17 protein-coding genes and 1 pseudogene are annotated in these 17,790 nt (G+C 58.0%); 12 read left to right on the top strand and 6 right to left on the bottom strand.

The annotated features are described in order from the left end of the window. Positions 1-24: 24 nt before the first annotated feature. Positions 25-1,008: an NAD(P)H-quinone oxidoreductase gene (locus RZ517_RS13430; RefSeq protein WP_338548699.1), complete on the bottom strand. Its 984-nt coding sequence runs from the start codon at positions 1,006-1,008 to the stop codon at positions 25-27. A gap of 115 nt (positions 1,009-1,123) precedes the next feature. Between RZ517_RS13430 and RZ517_RS13425 the strand changes: the two genes are divergently transcribed. The 5 genes from RZ517_RS13425 to RZ517_RS13405 all read left to right on the top strand — a co-directional run bounded on the left by RZ517_RS13425 (position 1,124) and on the right by RZ517_RS13405 (position 6,663). Beyond that, complete coding sequence (locus tag RZ517_RS13425; protein WP_338548698.1) at positions 1,124-2,173, top strand: ketopantoate reductase family protein; 1,050 nt, start codon at positions 1,124-1,126, stop codon at positions 2,171-2,173. Positions 2,174-2,400: 227 nt separating this feature from the next. Further along, positions 2,401-3,336: a ring-cleaving dioxygenase gene (locus RZ517_RS13420; protein WP_338548697.1), complete on the top strand. Its 936-nt coding sequence runs from the start codon at positions 2,401-2,403 to the stop codon at positions 3,334-3,336. Between the two features lie 2 nt (positions 3,337-3,338). Next, the gene (locus RZ517_RS13415; protein WP_338548696.1) at positions 3,339-3,971 is read left to right on the top strand and encodes an alpha/beta hydrolase; all 633 of its coding nucleotides are present in this window, start codon (positions 3,339-3,341) and stop codon (positions 3,969-3,971) included. After that, entirely contained in the window at positions 3,968-4,942 is a 975-nt protein-coding gene (locus RZ517_RS13410; protein ID WP_338548695.1) for a pirin family protein, read from the top strand. Before RZ517_RS13415 ends, RZ517_RS13410 begins: the two co-directional genes overlap by 4 nt. Before the next feature lie 56 nt (positions 4,943-4,998). Beyond that, a complete protein-coding gene (locus RZ517_RS13405; protein WP_338548694.1) occupies positions 4,999-6,663 on the top strand; it encodes a thiamine pyrophosphate-binding protein in 1,665 nt (554 codons plus the stop codon). Positions 6,664-6,813: 150 nt separating this feature from the next. On the opposite strand, the gene otnC is transcribed toward RZ517_RS13405, so the two are convergent. The 4 genes from otnC to RZ517_RS13385 are packed head-to-tail and all read right to left on the bottom strand — an operon-like array spanning position 6,814 to position 9,762. Continuing rightward, positions 6,814-7,458, bottom strand: a complete 645-nt coding sequence (gene otnC / locus RZ517_RS13400; RefSeq protein WP_338548693.1) for a 3-oxo-tetronate 4-phosphate decarboxylase — start codon at positions 7,456-7,458, stop codon at positions 6,814-6,816. Beyond that, on the bottom strand, positions 7,455-8,684 hold the full coding sequence (otnK, locus tag RZ517_RS13395; protein ID WP_338548692.1) for a 3-oxo-tetronate kinase: 1,230 nt from the start codon (positions 8,682-8,684) through the stop codon (positions 7,455-7,457). Before otnK ends, otnC begins: the two co-directional genes overlap by 4 nt. Further along, complete coding sequence (locus RZ517_RS13390; protein ID WP_338548691.1) at positions 8,681-9,478, bottom strand: N-acyl homoserine lactonase family protein; 798 nt, start codon at positions 9,476-9,478, stop codon at positions 8,681-8,683. The genes otnK and RZ517_RS13390 overlap by 4 nt, the downstream gene beginning before the upstream one ends. Beyond that, positions 9,475-9,762, bottom strand: coding sequence for a putative quinol monooxygenase (locus RZ517_RS13385; protein WP_338548690.1), 288 nt, complete (start codon positions 9,760-9,762; stop codon positions 9,475-9,477). The genes RZ517_RS13390 and RZ517_RS13385 overlap by 4 nt, the downstream gene beginning before the upstream one ends. A gap of 116 nt (positions 9,763-9,878) precedes the next feature. Between RZ517_RS13385 and RZ517_RS13380 the strand changes: the two genes are divergently transcribed. From RZ517_RS13380 to RZ517_RS13350, 7 genes and pseudogenes are all read left to right on the top strand, one after another. Beyond that, positions 9,879-10,967 carry an isocitrate/isopropylmalate dehydrogenase family protein gene (locus tag RZ517_RS13380; protein WP_338548689.1) on the top strand — a complete coding sequence of 363 codons (1,089 nt, stop codon included), beginning with the start codon at positions 9,879-9,881 and terminating at the stop codon, positions 10,965-10,967. Further along, complete coding sequence (locus tag RZ517_RS13375) at positions 10,964-11,995, top strand: Gfo/Idh/MocA family protein (RefSeq protein WP_338548688.1); 1,032 nt, start codon at positions 10,964-10,966, stop codon at positions 11,993-11,995. Before RZ517_RS13380 ends, RZ517_RS13375 begins: the two co-directional genes overlap by 4 nt. Then, positions 11,992-12,663, top strand: coding sequence for a GntR family transcriptional regulator (locus RZ517_RS13370; RefSeq protein WP_338548687.1), 672 nt, complete (start codon positions 11,992-11,994; stop codon positions 12,661-12,663). Before RZ517_RS13375 ends, RZ517_RS13370 begins: the two co-directional genes overlap by 4 nt. A 379-nt stretch (positions 12,664-13,042) precedes the next feature. Beyond that, positions 13,043-14,092 (top strand): TRAP transporter substrate-binding protein, encoded by a 1,050-nt coding sequence (locus RZ517_RS13365; protein ID WP_338548686.1) that lies wholly within the window; start codon positions 13,043-13,045, stop codon positions 14,090-14,092. A gap of 118 nt (positions 14,093-14,210) precedes the next feature. Beyond that, positions 14,211-15,038, top strand: coding sequence for a TRAP transporter small permease subunit (locus tag RZ517_RS13360; protein ID WP_338548685.1), 828 nt, complete (start codon positions 14,211-14,213; stop codon positions 15,036-15,038). A 10-nt stretch (positions 15,039-15,048) separates the two neighbouring features. Further along, positions 15,049-16,490, top strand: a pseudogene (locus tag RZ517_RS13355) (TRAP transporter large permease). Positions 16,491-16,760: 270 nt separating this feature from the next. Next, the gene (locus RZ517_RS13350) at positions 16,761-17,513 is read left to right on the top strand and encodes an acyl-homoserine-lactone synthase (RefSeq protein ID WP_338548684.1); all 753 of its coding nucleotides are present in this window, start codon (positions 16,761-16,763) and stop codon (positions 17,511-17,513) included. Here RZ517_RS13350 and RZ517_RS13345 read toward each other — a convergent pair. Further along, positions 17,510-17,650 (bottom strand): hypothetical protein, encoded by a 141-nt coding sequence (locus RZ517_RS13345; protein ID WP_338548682.1) that lies wholly within the window; start codon positions 17,648-17,650, stop codon positions 17,510-17,512. The two genes, RZ517_RS13350 and RZ517_RS13345, sit on opposite strands and share 4 nt — an antisense overlap. Between the last annotated feature and the right edge of the window lie 140 nt (positions 17,651-17,790).

Genomic DNA, 17,790 nt, shown 5'->3' with positions numbered 1-17,790 from the left:
TGCAATTTTCCAACCGCGCTGGGCTTATGGCGTCAACAGGATTTTCCCACGATGCTGTGCCGCTTCCATCATGCGATGCGCCTCAGCGGCCTGGCTGAAGGGAAAGACCTGATGGGTATGTGTGCCAATCTCGCCTTTACTCAGCCGCGGCCAGACATGTTTGCGCAAATCGGCGGCCACACGCGTCTTGAACGCCTCAGGACGCGAGCGCAGGGTCGAGCCGGTATAGGTCAGGCGCTTGAGCATGATGGGCATGAGGTCAATTTCCATACGCGAGCCTGCGTTGAAGGCCAGCTGCACAATACGCGCATCCGCATGCGCCGCCTTGACGTTGCGCGCCACGTAGTCGCCGCCGATAATGTCGAGGATGAGGTTCGCTCCGCCGACCTCGCGCAGAATAGGCACGAAATCCTCGGTTTGGAAATCAATCGCCCGCTCAGCACCAAGGTCCGTGACATAGGCCATATCCTCATCGCCAGTGCAGGTTGTGAACACCCGCATGCCCTTGGCGCGGCCAAGCTGAATGGCAGTGGAGCCGATGCCGCCTGCGCCACCATGGACCAAAAGGACGCTGCCTTCGGCGATGTTCTGATCGAGAAAGAGATTACTCCAGACAGTGAAATACGTCTCGCAGAGCCCCGCCGCATCCACCGCATCCATGCCGTCAGGCCGGGGCAGGCAGTGCGAGGCGTCTACCGCCACATATTCGGCATATCCGCCGCCATTGGTCAGCCCGCAGATCGCGTCGTTCTCAGACCAGTCGGTCACATCTGCGCCGACACCCACAACCTCGCCCGAGACCTCAAGGCCGAGCAAGTCAGATGCGCCCTTAGGCGGCGGGTAATGCCCGCGCCGCTGCACCAGGTCCGGGCCGTTCACGCCCGCCGCAGTGACCTTAATCAGAACTTCACTGGCGCGCGGCTCGGGCAGGAGGCGCGTCCCGAGCGTAAGAACCTCCGGGCCGCCCGGTTCGGTCATTTCAACGGTCGTCATCGTCTTGGGCAGCATCGCATCCTCCCTGATCGCTTTGCTGCTTGTGACCACATGCGGCACAGAGATACAAGTTTTTCACCACATGCCGTCGTCTCAAAAGACGCGGCACAGCACAATCAGGGGACCTCACATGGCCTATAAAATTCTGATCCTCGGAGCCTCTTATGGCTCTTTGCTTGGCACCAAAATGGCGATGGCCGGTCATGATGTAGACCTTGTCTGCCGCGAGGCGACGGCGGCGCTGATCAATTCGGAAGGCACCGAGGTGCGCATCAAGCTCAAAGGCGAAGAGGATCACCGCTCAATCTTTTCCAAGGGCTTGGCCGGCAAGGTGGGTGCGGTGACGCCCGAAAATGCAGATCCCAACGCCTATGACATGATCGGTCTCGCGATGCAGGAGCCGCAATATAGCACGCCCGTGCTCAAAGAGCTGATGGGACGCGTGGCGGCCTCTGGCAAGCCGTGCCTGTCGATCATGAACATGCCGCCTTTGCCCTATCTGAAGCGCATTCCACAACTGAAGGACGCGGACCTCACAGCCGCCTTTGCCGATCCTGAGGTCTGGGATGGGTTCAATCCCGATCTTGTCACGCTCTGCAGCCCCGACCCGCAGGCCTTCCGCCCGCCAGAGGAAAAGGCCAATGTGCTGCATGTCGGCTTGCCCACGAACTTCAAGGCCGCACGCTTTCCCGATGCCAGGCATAACGCGATCCTTGATACTCTGGAGGCCGATATTGCGGGTGTGACGATTGAGGGCAAGGATGTGCCGGTGAAGCTGAAGGCGTTCGACTCGCTTTTCGTGCCGCTGGCCAAGTGGTCCATGCTGCTCACCGGCAATTACCGCTGCATCACCGAGGGAGCGCCGCGCGCGATCAAGGACGCGGTGCACAGCGACCCGGAGATGTCGGCGGATGTCTATGCCTATGTGGTGAAACTGGCGGAAAGCCTCGGGGCCGATGCCGCCGACATGGTGCCGTTCGAGAAATACGCGAATGCGGCGCAGAACCTGCTCAAACCATCCTCGGCGGCCCGCGCGATTGCCGCAGGGGCCACTCAGATTGAACGCGTGGACCGTCTGGTGCAGCAGATCTCGAAGAGTGCTGGTATGAGCCATCCGGAGGTGGAGGCGACGGTGGCGACGGTGGACAAACAGCTGGAGCGGAACAGGGCGAAAGGGTAGCCCCGCGATAGCGGGCAGAATGCTCACCCTGCATTTGTGAGATATTTAGTGACGTAGGGCGGGGTTTCACCCCGCCTTTTCAGGCCTCGCACATGGTGAGGTGAAACCCCACCCTACAACAACAATGTGCGCATCCGCACAAAACCCCTATATCTGTGCGTATATACCTATCCACCAAAACACTTTACCTGTCCTCCGAACACATGCCCCCTTTTCAGGAGGACGTCATGATCAAAGAGATCAAGGGCCTGCATCACGTCACCTCGATGGCGGGCGATGCCAATCAGAACAATGCGTTTTTCACGCAAATCCTTGGCCTGCGGCGGATCAAGAAGACCGTCAATTTCGATGCGCCGGAGGTCTATCACCTCTATTTCGGTGATGAGACCGGCACGCCCGGCTCGGTCATGACGACCTTTCCTTTTGGCGCGATGCCACGGGGACGGCGCGGTGTGGGCGAGGTCGGCGTGACGGAATTTGCCGTCCCGCATGGGGCGTTGCCTTATTGGTCCAAACGCCTCGTGGCGGCAGAGGTGATCGGGCTGGAAGAGAGCACGGCTTTTGGAGAGACCCGTCTGAGCTTTGATGGCCCAGATGGGGACGGCTTTGCTCTGGTGGAAACCGATCCGCGTGGGCGCACCCCCTGGACCGGAGCGGATGTGCCCGAGGATGCGGGTATCCTTGGTTTTCATGGCGCGCGGTTCGCGTTGCAGGAAAGTGCGGCGACCGCAGAGTTGCTGGGCTTCATGGGGTATCAAAGGGTCGACACTGAAGGCGACCTGACCCGCTTTGTCATCGAGGGTGGCAATGCGGCGGACACGATTGATCTGCAGGAATTGCCCGGTGCGAACCCCGCGGATCAGGGCGCAGGCTCTGTCCATCACATCGCCTTTGCCGTGGAAGACCGCGCCGTGCAGCTCGCCGTGCGCGAAAAGCTCCTCGATACGGGCTATCAGGTAACCCCTGTGATTGACCGCGATTACTTCTGGGCCATTTATTTCCGCACACCCGGTGGCGTCTTGTTCGAGGTCGCCACCGATGAACCGGGCTTTGACCGGGATGAGGATACCGCCAACCTGGGTCAGGCCCTGAAATTGCCCACGCGCTATGAGCCGCTGCGGGACAAGATCGAGGCGCATTTGCCGCCGATTGTGGATGGATAAAGATGTCGAAGCACAGCTATCATCACTTGGCACATCCGCCCAAACCCGGTGCCCCCCTGATCTTTGCCTTTCACGGGACCGGTGGGGATGAGGCGCAGTTCTTTTCCTTTGCGCGGCGCATTGACCCGTCGGCGGGCATTGTCGCACCAAAAGGTGATGTGGACGAAAACGGTGCCGCACGGTTTTTCAAGCGCAAGGGCGAGGGGCTCTATGACATGGAAGACCTGCCTAAACGGGTCGGAGCCATGGCCGCATTAATAAGTGCTCATGCCAATGATCATCCGACCTCTCCCATCTACGGGTTCGGCTATTCCAATGGTGCCAATATTTTGAGTTCGGTTATCATGGCGTGGCCGGAGCTGTTTGATCGCGCGGGGCTCATGCACCCGATGATCCCCTGGGCGCCTGAGCCTGTCGACGGTTTGCAAGGGCGGGAAGTGTTTCTTACCGCCGGTCGCAATGATCCGATTTGCCCCTGGTCGGTGACAGAACGTTTGATCACCTGGTTTGATGCACAAGGCGCGCAGGTGGAAACGCTTGTGCATGATGGCGGGCATGAGATTGCCCTGGATGAATACCGTGCCGTCACGGAGTTTTTGAAACGCCCTGCCAAAGTGAAAGGAGATGCAACATGAGCTGGAACCCGACACATTCGCCTGATTGTCCGAATAGTGGACAGCTTGAGACGCTGATCATCCCGCGTGCCCGTGATCTGGGTGGGTTTGAGGTGCGTCGCGCCTTGCCGAGCCCCAAGCGGCAGATGGTCGGGCCCTTTATCTTCTTTGACCAGATGGGCCCGGCGGAGTTCATCACTGATGGCGGTATTGATGTGCGACCGCATCCGCATATTGGGCTGGGCACGGTGACCTATCTCTATCAGGGCGAGTTTGAGCATCGCGATAGCCTGGGCACGCATCAGATGATCTACCCCGGTGAGGTCAACTGGATGTTGGCGGGGCGTGGTGTGACGCATTCTGAGCGCACCAGTGATGAGACACGCGCCACGCGTCACAAGCTCTTTGGCATCCAGACCTGGGTCGCCTTGCCCGAGGACCGCGAGGATATGGCCCCGGATTTTGAACATCACAAGCAAGAGGCGCTGCCGGAGATATCCGACGGCGGGGCCGAGGCGAAGCTGATCCTTGGCACAGGCTGGGGCGCGGCAAGCCCTGTGACCATGCAGTCCGAGATTTTCTATGCCGATGTCACGCTGGCCCCAGGTGCGCAGTTTCCGCTGCCGGATGATCATGAGGACCGCGGCATCTATGTCACCCAAGGCAGCATTGAGGTGGCAGGAGACGTGTTTGAGGCCGGGCGCATGATGGTGTTTCGACCCGGTGACAGGATCAGTGTCAAAGCAGGGGCGCAGGGCGCGCGGCTGATGGCGCTGGGCGGTGAGACACTTAATGAGCCGCGCTATATCTGGTGGAACTTTGTGTCGTCATCCAAGGACCGGATCGAGGAAGCCAAAGAGGCCTGGAATGCCGCTGATTGGGACAGCGGGCCGTTCAACCTTCCGCCCGGGGATACTGACGAGTACATTCCGATCCCGCCCGAGCTGGAGAGGACACGGCCCAAGGAATGGCCGCAGCGAAACGGCGGTTGAAGATCGCGTCCGCCCCGGTCTAGGGTGCCGCAACTGTCACTTTGAGGACCGTGGTCATGCGCAACGGAGGTCAGCTTCTGGTCGAAAGCCTGGTGGCTTTGGGCGCGAGCAAGAGTTTTGGTGTGCCGGGCGAGAGCTATCTGGCAGTTCTGGATGCGCTTTATGACACGCAAGGTCAGCTTGATTTCGTGCTGTGCCGCAATGAGGGCGGCGCGGCGTTTATGGCGGCGGCTTATGGCAAGCTCACGGGCAGCCCGGGTATTTGTCTGGTGACGCGCGGGCCGGGGGCGACGAATGCCTCAATCGGCGTGCATACCGCCCGACAGGACAGCGCGCCGATGTTGCTCTTTGTGGGGCAGGTGGGCACCGATCAGAAGGACCGCGAGGCCTTCCAAGAGGTAGACTACCGCGCGGTTTTTGGCACGATGGCCAAATGGGCGGTTGAGATTGACCGGGTAGAGCGCATTCCAGAAATCCTCTCAAGGGCGTGGTCGGTGGCGCTGTCCGGGCGGCCCGGGCCGGTGGTGATCGCACTGCCAGAGGACATGCTGACCTCGCTCACTGAGGTGGCTCCGCTGAGCGGGCCGTTTGAGATAGCCGAGCCTGCGCCGACATCAGACGGATTGGCTCAGGCACGCGTGATGCTGGAGGCCGCAGAGCGCCCTTTGGTTATCACAGGCGGGTGCAACTGGACGGCAGAAGGCCGCACAAATCTGCAAGCCTTCGCTGAGGCCTCTGACATCCCCGTGGTGGCGGCCTTTCGCTATCAGGATCAGTTTGACAATCATTCCGACTGCTATGCCGGAGAGGCTGGCGTGGGCATGCCGCCGCATGTGAAGGATCAGATTGCCTGCGCCGATGTGGTGCTGGCGGTCAATATCCGCTTTGGTGAGATGACGACGGACGCCTACACGCTCTTTGATGTGCCGGAGCCGCGTCAGACGTTGATCCATGTGCATCCTGATGCGTCGGAGATCGGCAAGATTTATGCGCCGCGTTTGGGGTTGGTCGCAGGACCGAACGCCTTTGCCGACGCAGTGCAGCCCGTGCGCGGTGCTTGGGCGGCATGGCGCGCAGAGGCGCGTGCGGCCTATGAGAGCAGTCTGGAATTGCCCGATCTGCCCTCGCCAGTGGATATGGGGCAGGTGTCCGCATATTTGCGCCGCGTTTTGCCTCAGGATGCGATTGTGACCAATGGGGCGGGAAACTTTGCCGTTTGGCCCAATAAATTCCTGCAATTTGGGGCCAAGGCCAAACTGCTTGCACCACAATCAGGGGCCATGGGATATGGCCTGCCAGCCGCGATTGCGGCCAAGGTGGTGCACCCGGAGCGGTGCGTGGTCTGTTTCGCCGGCGACGGCGATTTCCAGATGAATTGCCAGGAGTTGGCTTCTGCGGCACAGGCGGGGGCACAGCCCATTGTGCTCATTGTCAATAACGGCATCTACGGCACGATCCGCGCCCATCAGGAGCGGCATTTCCCCGAGCGGGTGTCGGGCACGGATATGGTGAACCCGGATTTCCCGGCTTTGGCAAAGGCATATGGGTTTCACGCGGAGCGGGTAGAGCGGACCGAAGACTTTGCGGCGGCCTTTGGGCGGGCTTTGGCGTCGGAGACGGGGGCTGTTCTGGACTTGAACGTGTCCGCTGAGGCTTTGATGCCAAGACAGTCCCTGAGCGAGATGCGTGCGGCGGGGTTGAAGGCGCGGGCGGAAACTTGAAAAGTTTCCGGGACGATTTCTTTTGAAGAAATCGGTGCTACCTGTGTCAGAACAGAGTGTCTGAGTTAGGCGGAATTTACGAAAATTCCGCATTAGAAAATATGTATTTTCTAATCCGTTTTCTTGGAAGAAAACGAACCTGATCGGCCGTCACACATCCAAATCAAACTTCGCCGCCAGTGCCTTGACCTCAGCATCCTGCAAAAGCCTTGGGTTTGCCCCGCGCGTCAATAGCGCCAGCTTCGCGGTCTCTTCCAGTTCTTCCATCGCATAGACCGCTGCCCAGAGGTCTTTGCCTGCCACCACCGGGCCGTGATTGGCCAAAAGCACGGCGGCGCGTTTGCCTGCGAGACCACGTACGGCGTCACCCATGGCGGCATCGCCGGGCAGAAAAAAGGGCAGGAGTTTCACCCGGCCCAGGAGCATCAGCGAATAGGGTGTGAGGCGCGGCAGCACGTCTTCGGGGTCGGTGTCGGGTAACATCGAGAGCGCGACGGAATGCGTGGAATGCAGATGCACCACAGCACCGGTGCCGGTGCGGGTTTCGTAGAACGCACTGTGCAGCGGGATCTCTTTTGTCGGCGGATCGCCGGAGAGATGCGTCATGGTCTCGTCCAAATGGCTGATCCGGTCCGGGTCGAGAAACCCCATGGAACTGCCGGTTGGCGTCACAAGAACCGTACCATCAGAAAGCCGCGCCGAGATGTTGCCGGAGGCACCGCAGGTCAGGCCGCGATCGAACATCGACTTGGCAATGGCACATATGTCTTCGCGCAGTTTGGCCGCTTCGCTCATGGGGTGCCTTCCATCCGGGCCAGCGCGCTGGCAAAGAAGTCCTCATCGCCAAAATTGCCGGACTTGAGGGCAAATGCAATAGGGCGATCCTGTTCAAGGCGCAGGGCAGGAACGCCTGCGGCAAGGCGGGGGCCGATTTGGAGCATAGTGGCGTTGAGGCCGGAGACCACCGCGCCCGAGGTTTCACCGCCTGCCACGACAAGGCGCGAGATACCGTTTGCGACAAGGGTTTTGGCGAGGTCGGAGAACAGCGCCTCGATGGCTTGGGCCACGGTGTCCTGGCCGTATTTGTCTTGAGCGGCACGAACGATCTCTGGGTCGGCAGAGGAATAGATCAGCGGCGCGCTGGGTTGGGCCAGCGCCCAATCGGCAAGGTCGGTTGCTGAGAGGCCATGATCAAGCACGTCTTCCGCTGTGATTTCTCTGTGAGGTGCCTTGGCTTTGAAACGGGTGACTTGCGCGCGAGTGGCGATGCTGCATGACCCCGAAAGAACTGCGCCAGGGCCTGTGATCGCTTGCCAGTCTGGCGAGCCGGGGCTGACTCCGAAATTGACAGGCAGGCCCAGGGCAATGCCGGAACCGCCGCAAAGGAGGACCTCGTCCTGCACGGCTTTGCCGATTTCCATAAGATTCTCGTCGCTGATAGCATCAACGATGATATGGCCCGTGGCGGGGAGTGCTGTTTTGATTGCGTCTGCGCCTTGCAGGACAGTCAAGGCTGGGACATGGCCGATCTCTTGCTGGCTTTGGCGCGCAAGGACACGGCGCAGGTCGGCGTCGCGCATGGGCGTGAGCGGATGGTCTTGCATGCCGCTTTCATTCAAGAGCGTATCGTTCACAAAGAGATGTCCCTGATACACACTGCGCCCGTTTTCCGGAAAAGCGGGGCAGGTGATCGTGCGAGGGGCGTTCAGCCGCTCGGCAAGCGCGTCCAGTACGGGGCCGATATTGCCGCTATCGGTGCTGTCGAAGGTGGAGCAGACCTTGAAGATGATCTGGGTGGCGCCTTGGTCTATGAGCCAGTCACAGGCGGCGCGAGATGTTTCCACTGCCTCATCAACCGGGCAGGTTCGGGTTTTCAGGGCCACCACGCCAGCCTTAATGACTGATGGGGCAGGCGCATCGGGCACTCCGATGAACTGCGCTGTGCGCATCCCGCCTTCGGCGAGGGTAAGCGCAATGTCGGAGGCACCGGTGAAGTCGTCTGCGATGACGCCGATCTTCACAGGGGAATATCCTTGATCGGGCCTCGGTCGAGGCGGGTGATGTGATCCGCCGGGCCGTGCTCAAACAGGTCTCGCACCAGCGGGTCGTGGCCCGGAATGATAAGTTCCGGCCGATTTGCGAGGCGTTTGAGTGTGTCGTAACCGCTTAGCATGTCCTCCACATCCACAACGATGGGGAAAGGTTTGGATTTCAACACGTTTTCATAGAAATGAGAGGCGTCCGATGCCAGCACCATCCAGCCTGCGGAGGTGTGCACACGCACCGCCTGAAGCCCGCGAGAGTGGCCGCCGATCAGGTGCAGGCTTAGGCCGTCTTCCAGGACGTGATCGCCGCGATAGAAGCTGAGCTTGCCATTATAAAGCCGGTGTATCGCTTCGCACACATGGCCAGCGGTGAAGGGCATGCGCAGGGTGTCGTGGCACATGCAAGGGCCGGTGGCATATTGCATTTCCGCCGCTTGCAGGTGAATCTGTGCGTTTGGGAACAGATGCAGACCGCCCGCATGGTCATAGTGCAAATGGGTCACGATGATATCGGTGACGGCTTTGGGGTCGATGTTCAGAGGGGCCAAAGCCTCTGTCGGGGACATCCTTATGGGGCGGCCGCGCGCGGTGCCTTCGGCGTCATCGTAGCCGGTGTCGACAACGATCACGCGGGAACCGTGCCGCAGAACCCAGATGAAATAATCCATCGCATGTGGCGCGTCGTGGTTGTCATCAAAGATAAAGCTGTCGGCGCGTGTGCGTGCATTGCGGTCGGCGTATTTGACCGCAAAGATCTCCCATTCCTTCATCTGATGACCTCTTCGTATACGCGCAGTTTCTTGGTATCTATCATCTGCGCGGTTGCCGCATCAAAATCTTTGAAGTGATCCATGGCGCGATGCGCATCGAAAGCCGCCTTGTTATCGTAGATCTCGTATAGAAAGACCGTCGCTTCACCGGGCGTATGGCAGATGTCGAAATGCTGACAGCCAGGCTCCTCCCTCAGAGATGTGCGCGCATTTTCCAGCATCAGTGGCAGAAACGCGGTCAGGCAGTCGAGCTTGACCTGGAACGTGACGGCGACGGCAAACATGGCGGGTTGCTCCTGCAAGAGTGGGATACTTTTCTGCTGGTCCTTGCGTATTTTTTAATGCATACATTGTCAACAGCGCCGCATGAGAGTCAATGACCGGGGCATAAGGGGGACAGATGCAAAACTTTGAGATCGCTGTGTTTGAGGGGGATGGGATCGGGCCGGAAATCATGCGCCCGACGCTTGATATCCTGAGCAAACTGTCATCAGCGGCCTCGGGGTACAACCTGACGTTTTCCATTGTACCTGCCGGGGCGGCGCATTACGCCAAGAGTGGCGAATCTTTTCCTGAGCACTCCATGGATGTGGCGCGCCGGGCGTCGGCAATTTTACTCTCGGCTATGGGGTTGCCGGATATCCGCTATCCCGACGGCACCGAAATTTCCCCACAAATTGATATTCGCAAGCGGCTTGATCTCTTTGCCGGCGTGCGCCCTGTGCGTGTGCATGCCGCGACGCTTTCACCACTCACCATACCAAACGGCAAAGAGATCGATTTTGTCCTTATCCGCGAAAGCACCGAAGGGCTGTTTTACTCTCAGGGCTGCGGCGAGGTGGAGGAAAATGAGGCGCGTGAAACATTGCGTATCACACGGGATGTGTCCCAGAAACTCTTTCAGTTTGCCTTTGCCTTGGCGGCGCAGCGTAAATCGCAGGGGCGGGGAAGAGGCCATGTGACCTGTGTAGACAAGGCCAACGTGTTTCGCGCCTTCGCGTTTTTCCGAGAGATGTTTGATGCCGAGGCGGCACGGCATCCTGAGCTGACAAGCGACCATGCCTATGTGGATGCCATGGCGCTTTGGATGGTGCAGCGGCCCTGGGATTTTGACGTGCTGGTCACTGAAAACATGTTTGGTGATATTCTATCCGACCTGGGTGCCGGAATTATGGGCGGCCTTGGCGTGGCTCCGTCTGCGGATATCGGGCTGGAGCATGCTGTGTTTCAACCCTGCCATGGGTCCGCGCCGGACATTGCGGGGCAGGGGCTTGCCAATCCGTTTGCGATGATCCTGTCGGCGGCGATGATGCTGGACTGGTTGGGTGTGACGCATGATCACTCAGGGCTTTTGGCCGATGGGGCACGGCTGCAGGCGGCGGTGGATCATGTGCTGGCGCGAGGAGATGTGTTGACCCGTGATCTTGGTGGGGCTGCAGGCACGGAGGACGCGGCACAGGCTGTGATGGCTGCATTGGACGCAGGATGAGCGGCGCGGGTCGCATACGCGTGGCCTGCCTCGGGGCGGGATATTTTGCACAGTTTCACTATGACAGTTGGGCGCGGATGCCAGAGGTTGAACTTGTGGGGTCCTGCGACATGGATCTGGTCAAGGCGGCGGCCACGGGGCTTCCGGCCTATGACGATGTTGGGCAGATGTTGGATGAAGCTGATCCGGATGTGCTGGACATTATCCTGCCGCCCGATGCCCATGCGGCTGCCATCGAGCAGGCAATTGTGCATGGTGTGAAGACCATCATCTGCCAAAAGCCGTTTTGCCGGGCACTGGCAGAGGCGCGGCATATTACGCATAGGGCTGAGTCCGCCGGTGTGACGCTTGTTGTGCATGAGAATTTTCGGTTCCAACCCTGGTATCGCGCGATCAAATCTGCACTGGCCGACGGCGCCGTAGGCCAGTTCCACCAGGCCACGTTCCGGTTTCGACCCGGCGACGGGCAGGGGCCTCGGGCCTATCTCGACCGCCAGCCCTATTTTCAGAAGATGCCAAGGTTCCTGGTGCACGAGACGGCGGTGCATTGGATAGACACGTTCCGCTATCTCTTTGGGGAGCCGGTGTCGGTCTATGCGGATTTGCGCAAGCTCAATCCCGTTATCGACGGGGAGGATGCAGGGTACATCCTGTTTGAATACGCGAATGGCGCACGCACGTTGTTCGATGGCAACCGGCATCTCGATCATGCGGCTGATAATCTGCGCCGCACGATGGGTGAAGCGCTCATCGAAGGCAGTGAGGGTGTGATCAACCTGACAGGGGATGGGGCCGTGAGCCTGCGGGCGAAAGGCGCAATCGAGGCCGATCCGATACTGGGTGCAGATGCATGGAACGGGTTTGGTGGGGATTGCGTGCATGCCTTTCAGTCGCATGTAATTGCGGGTCTGAAATCTGGCAGCGCGTTCGAAAACACCGCGCCTGACTATCTAAATGTGCTTGAAATTGAAGAGGCGGTCTATGCGTCGGCGAAACTGGGGCAGAAGATCGATTTGAGAGCCAAATGACACGAGCTGAACCACAATCGAACTATCAAAAAGCGCTCATGGGATTACGTGAATTGATTTTCTCCGGCGAATTGACTGCGGGTTCGGACCATCTTGAAACAGAACTGGCCGAGCGAATGGGCATGTCACGGACACCTGTCCGCGAGGCGCTTCTGACGCTGGAAAGTCAGGGCTTGGTAAAAGTCAGGCCTCGGCGCGGTGTTCGCATTGTTCCGGTGTCGGCCGAAGATATGCGCGAAATATATGAGGTGCTGACCGAGCTCGAAAGCCTGGCGGCCGAAAACGCGGCGCGCGCCGGATATCATGAAACCGAACTGGTCGCGCTGGCCGATGCAATTGATGCGATGGACGCGGCCCTGGCACAGCAGGATCTGGTGGCGTGGGCCGCTGCAGATGAGAGGTTTCACGCAGAGCTTGTCCGTCTTGGTGGCAATACCCGGATTGAGACGATCGTGGACCGGATGCAGGATCAGGTGCGCCGCGCGCGGGCTTCGACACTTTATATACGCCCCAAACCGCTTCAATCGAACGAAGACCATCGTGCGGTGTATCGCGCGATCCGGGAAGGCAACGCCACCAGCGCCAGGGCGCGTCACCGGGCGCACAGGCAAGAGGCGAAAGCGACGCTCATTGCATTATTGGACAAACATCAACTGAAGGGGTTGTGACGTGCTTTCGTGACATAGGTCAAGGCACCTGTGCCACACGGACGTCATGTTCGGGATCTCAATTATCGGCAAAGGGGGAACATCAACAAAACACATATCGCAATCAGGTGAGTCGCAATGTCCTGAAACTTTCTCCAAAGCTGAGCTGGGGTCGAAGGCATCTTTGCCTTTGGATTCCACAGCTTCCTAACGCGTTTTTGGATTTGATTCAGTGAGATGGCATTCTTTACTTGCTTGATTCACGTCAAAGAGCCTTAAGTGGTTCTCTACGTAGGACTGGGTATTAACACCGCAAGGTTGCCCTGTTATACGACCCAAATTGGTAAGATTCTTTTACCGCCGGTCCAATGGGCCTTACGAAAACTCTGGGAGGATACATATGAAAATCCGCAATTTCGCCGCCACCGTGGCCGCGAGTATCGCAATGACTGCCGCGGCCAGCGCGCAGGAAACCTTCGAAATGACATCTGCTTTCGGGAAAAACCTGCCGATTCTTGGAACCGCGGCTGTTGGATTCACCGAAAAGGTGAACTCGATCTCAACCGAAGTGGAATTCGAGCACTTTGATCCAGGTGAGCTTGTTCCTGCGCTTGAAGCGCTTGACGCGGTTTCGAACGGGTCGGTTGATGCCGCCTACACCACCGCTGGCTACTGGCAGGGCAAAATCCCTGCTGCATCGCTGTTCGCCGCTGTGCCATTTGGACCCGAAGCGGGCGAATTCCTGGCATGGATGATGTATGACGATGGTCATGAACTGTTCCAGCGCATGTACGATGACAATGGCTACAACGTGCATGTCATCCCATGTGGCATCATCGCGCCGGAAACATCGGGCTGGTTCAAAAACGAGATCAACTCGCTGGCCGATCTTGAAGGCCTGAACATGCGCTTCTTCGGTCTTGGTGCCGAAGTGATGCAGAAACTGGGCGTGTCCACATCGCTTCTGGCGGGCGGGGACATCTTCCCGGCTCTGGAACGTGGTGCGATTGACGCGACCGAGTTCTCGATGCCTCTCATTGACGCGCGTCTGGGCTTCTACAATATCGCGAAGTACAACTACTTCCCCGGCTGGCACCAGCCCGCCACGATGTTTGAGCTTCTGATCAACAAGGATCGTTGGGAAGATCTCGATGAGATCGCTCAGAACCAGATCAGCGTCGCTTGCATGGCCAACATCACCGACAACTACGCCGAGGGTGAAGGCACCAACTTTGCCGCGATGCAGGACAATGTTGAAAACAATGGCGTGACCATCAAGCAGTGGTCGCCTGAAATGCTTGCTGCCTTCGAAGGTGCGTGGAACGAAGTGGCTGGCGAACTGGCCGCAGAAGACGCCTACTTCAAGGAAGTCTGGGACGACCTGCAGGAATTCCGCGCTGGGTATAAAGTGTGGAACAACAACATCTACCTGAAGCGTCCGCGCGACTAAGCGCCTTGCTTTGACACATCTGGCCAGGGCGGTACAAAGCGCCGCCCTGGCTTTTGCCTAGGGGCCGTCTGGGGAGAGGCGGCGTTCCGGGCGACATTGCCTTGAGGAGGGACACCACATGCAATCCGCAGAAGAAATTGCTGCCATTACCGATCCGGGTGAGGTCGGTCGAGAACATCACAACACAGGCGACAGGCTGACGGTTGCGATTTCGAATTTGTTTGCATGGCTGTTTCCCATCCTGATGGCTGTGATCTGCGCCCAAGTGGTATTACGGACACTGGGCCGGTCGGAAATCGGTCCGGGCAACCAGGCGTGGATGGACGATTTGCAATGGTGGCTTTACGGCGCTGCGGTGCTTGTCGGCATCGGTTATGCGGTCACAACCAACAGCCATGTGCGGGTCGATATCCGCTATGACAATTTCTCAAAGGAAAAGAAGCTGCGTACGGATATCTTTGCGCTGGGCTGGCTTTTCCTACCGTTTATCATCCTGTGCTGGGACGTGACGTTGCACTATGCGATTGCGTCTGTGGTAGCCAACGAGGGCTCGGACAGCCCCAATGGCCTTCACAATCTATGGTTTCTCAAGATTGTGATGAATGCCAGTTTTGTGCTCATCGGTTTTGCCACATGGTCAGCCTATGTGCGCTATCTGGGGCAATACACACGCCCGGTGCTTTGGAAGAAACTTCTGTTCGCATTTCCGGCAACCATGTTTCTCGTCAACCTCGCGATCTTTTATGCGTTGTGGTGGTTCGTCTACTTGACTGGCGGAGAAGAGATGAATGCCCGTCAGGTTGGGCGTCATCCGCTCTTTGATGAGTTCGAGCTGGGCAGTTACGACATCAAATACACAATCGTTATCACGCTTGTCGCCACCATCCTTTTGATCGGCATCGCCCGGTTGATGGATCGCGGCCCACGCGACGACTCTGCGGTCTGAGGGGGCGAACATGCTGGAATTTATTGGTCAGTTTCTGACGTTGAACGAAATCGCCGTCATGGCGATGTTCGGCATCTTCATCTACATGCTGTTCCGCGGCATCCCGGTGGCGATGGCCCTAGTGGGGGTCAGCCTTGTCTTCGTATTGATCGCCGAGTTCTTTCTTGATCCATTCCGAGGTCAGCTCCGTGATTTGATAGATTTCGACCGGACCGGAATAGAATACCAAAAACTTCAGGCGTTATCGGGACGATTGTTTGGTAACATCGTCAAGAACCCGGTGCTTGTGGCCCTGCCGATGTTCATCTTCATGGGCTTGATGCTGGATCAGTCCGGCGTAGCACAGCGGATGATGCATTCGATGCAAAAGCTCTTTGGCTCTTTGCGGGGGGGCTGTCACTGACGGTTCTGCTCATCGGTATTATCCTCGCGGCCTCCACTGGAGTCATTGGGGCCTCGGTGACGCTGTTGGGTGTCATGGCGCTGCCTGCGATGATGAAGCAGGATTATTCCAAACCCATTGCCACAGGCACGATTGCTTCGGCAGGGACGTTGGGCATTCTCATTCCACCGTCGATCATGCTTGTGATCATGTCGGATCAGTTGGCGATTTCTCTGGGTGACCTGTTCATGGGCGCTCTGTTTCCAGGGTTGATCCTGGGTGCTCTCTACATTGTCTTCATCGTAATCTACGGGTTCATCAATCCAAGCGCGATGCCTGCGCCGGAAAAAACCGACGGTGTATCCTGGGAAGATGTGAAAGAGGTGTTGCTGGCTGTGGTGCCACCGATGTTCCTGATCCTGCTGGTTCTCGGGTCGATCTTTGCGGGTTTTGCCACACCGACCGAGGCCTCGGGTCTAGGCGCGATGGGGGCGACGCTTCTGGCATTCTTTAACCGCAAGCTGAACTGGACTGTCCTTCGGGATGTGAGCCGCTCGACGCTTAACACCTCGGGCTACATCGTTGGCATCTTCCTGGCAGCCAATTTCTTTGCCTTCGTGCTGCGGCGCTATGGCGGGGATGAGATCGTTCAGCACCTCGTGCTATCGGCCTTTGAAGACCCGTATATGACAGTGCTCTTCATCCTGTTCATTGTGTTCCTGCTGGGCTTTCTGCTGGACTGGATCGAGATCACAATCATCATCATGCCTCTGATGCTGCCGATCATTCTGTCGCTGGATCTGGCTGTGCCGGGCTTTGATCAGGTGCGGGATCCATCTGTGGTCTGGTTCGCGATCCTGGTGGCGGTGACGTTACAGACCTCGTTCTTAACGCCGCCGGTTGGGTTTGCGCTCTTCTATCTGAAGGGGGTCTGTCCGCCGGGGGTCACGCTGGGGCACATCTACAAGGGCATCATTCCCTTCGTGCTGCTGCAGCTCTTGGGTCTCTTTATCGTCTTTGAGTTCCCGGCGCTGACCACATGGCTTCCATCGGTGGCCTACGGGAACTAGACGTGTCGTAAATGCACCTTTGTCATTGACGTCGCGTCACTGAAACAGCTCGAAATCCGCGCCATCTGGCGCGGATTTTTTCTTTTCTTATGCGCGCTTACTCATCCGACTCTCGGAAATGTGATCGTATTATGGCCAAAAAAAGGCACTAGACTGTGTGAAAGTTGCATGCCACAGACGTTTTTCGCCTGACAATGACGTAAACACCTGTATTTTCCCATGGGGAACTGTGGAAATCTGGCATAACTGAGGCGAAACTGTGAGTGGTGGATGAAACACGCACGTGCCAATATCAAGACGGCGTCTGCACGCCGTGCTCTGCCCGAGCTTGCGCCGGCAGCGCCGCCTCTCGAAACGGCGGACACCGTCGTTGCGCGCGCGGTTGAACCTCGGCGTGACCACCCGAAATCACCATCAGTCCAAGACTTTGGAAACATCAAAACAACCGCGATGTCGTTTCGAAACATGCATGAGCATGGCGATCTTCTTTTAAAATACATGGAAGCGCGAAAGAAGATTTTCATCGACCGGCTGAAGTGGCATGTCCCGCAAAATGATGGTCTTGAATTTGACCAGTATGACACGCCGTTTTGCCGCTGGGTGGTGTTGCATGAGTTCGGCGAAGTTATCGGTGGTGTTCGCCTGGTTCCGACCACGGCGAAATGCGGAATTTATTCCTACATGCTCCGCGATGCTCAGGCTGGAATTTTGCCGGACCTGCCAACAGATGTGCTGTTCTTCAAAGCCCCGGTCGAAGTCGGCATTTGGGAAGCCTCTCGGTTCTTTATCAGCGAGGCAATCCCGGCCAAACGGCGTCGTGTTGTGCAAAGTATGCTCTTTGGCGCCATGAATGACGTGGCCAAGGAAAACGGCGCGCTCTTCATTTTGGGGATCGTGCCCTATGTTTGGGCACGCTGGGCACGTCGGCTTGATGTTTCGGCGACACCGATCGGGGCCAAATTCGACATTGAAGGCACCAAGAGCCAATCGGTTCTGTTCAACACCAGCAGCCTGTCAACTTAACGCGTGCTGAGCGTCATTGGCACGGTGGTGCCGTATTCATGGTCCGTCCAAACCGCCTTGCCAAAGTGTCCTGAATCACCGCGCCACATGCTCTGCACCACCGGCACGGTTGCGGGTGTGCTCTTCAAGTAGGACAAATCGTCAATCTTGCTTTGGTCGCAGCATTGTTCAAGAAGTCGAAACAAAAAAGCCGAATATGGCGGAAATAAGGCACGCAAATCCAAAACAGACCCCGCTTGCGCCTCACAAACATCCCACTCTTTAACTACCCATTCAC

It is taken from the genome of Roseovarius sp. S88, assembly GCF_037023735.1.
GTDB classification, from domain to species: domain Bacteria; phylum Pseudomonadota; class Alphaproteobacteria; order Rhodobacterales; family Rhodobacteraceae; genus Roseovarius; species Roseovarius phycicola.
This window is presented reverse-complemented; position numbering and strand designations above follow the sequence as displayed.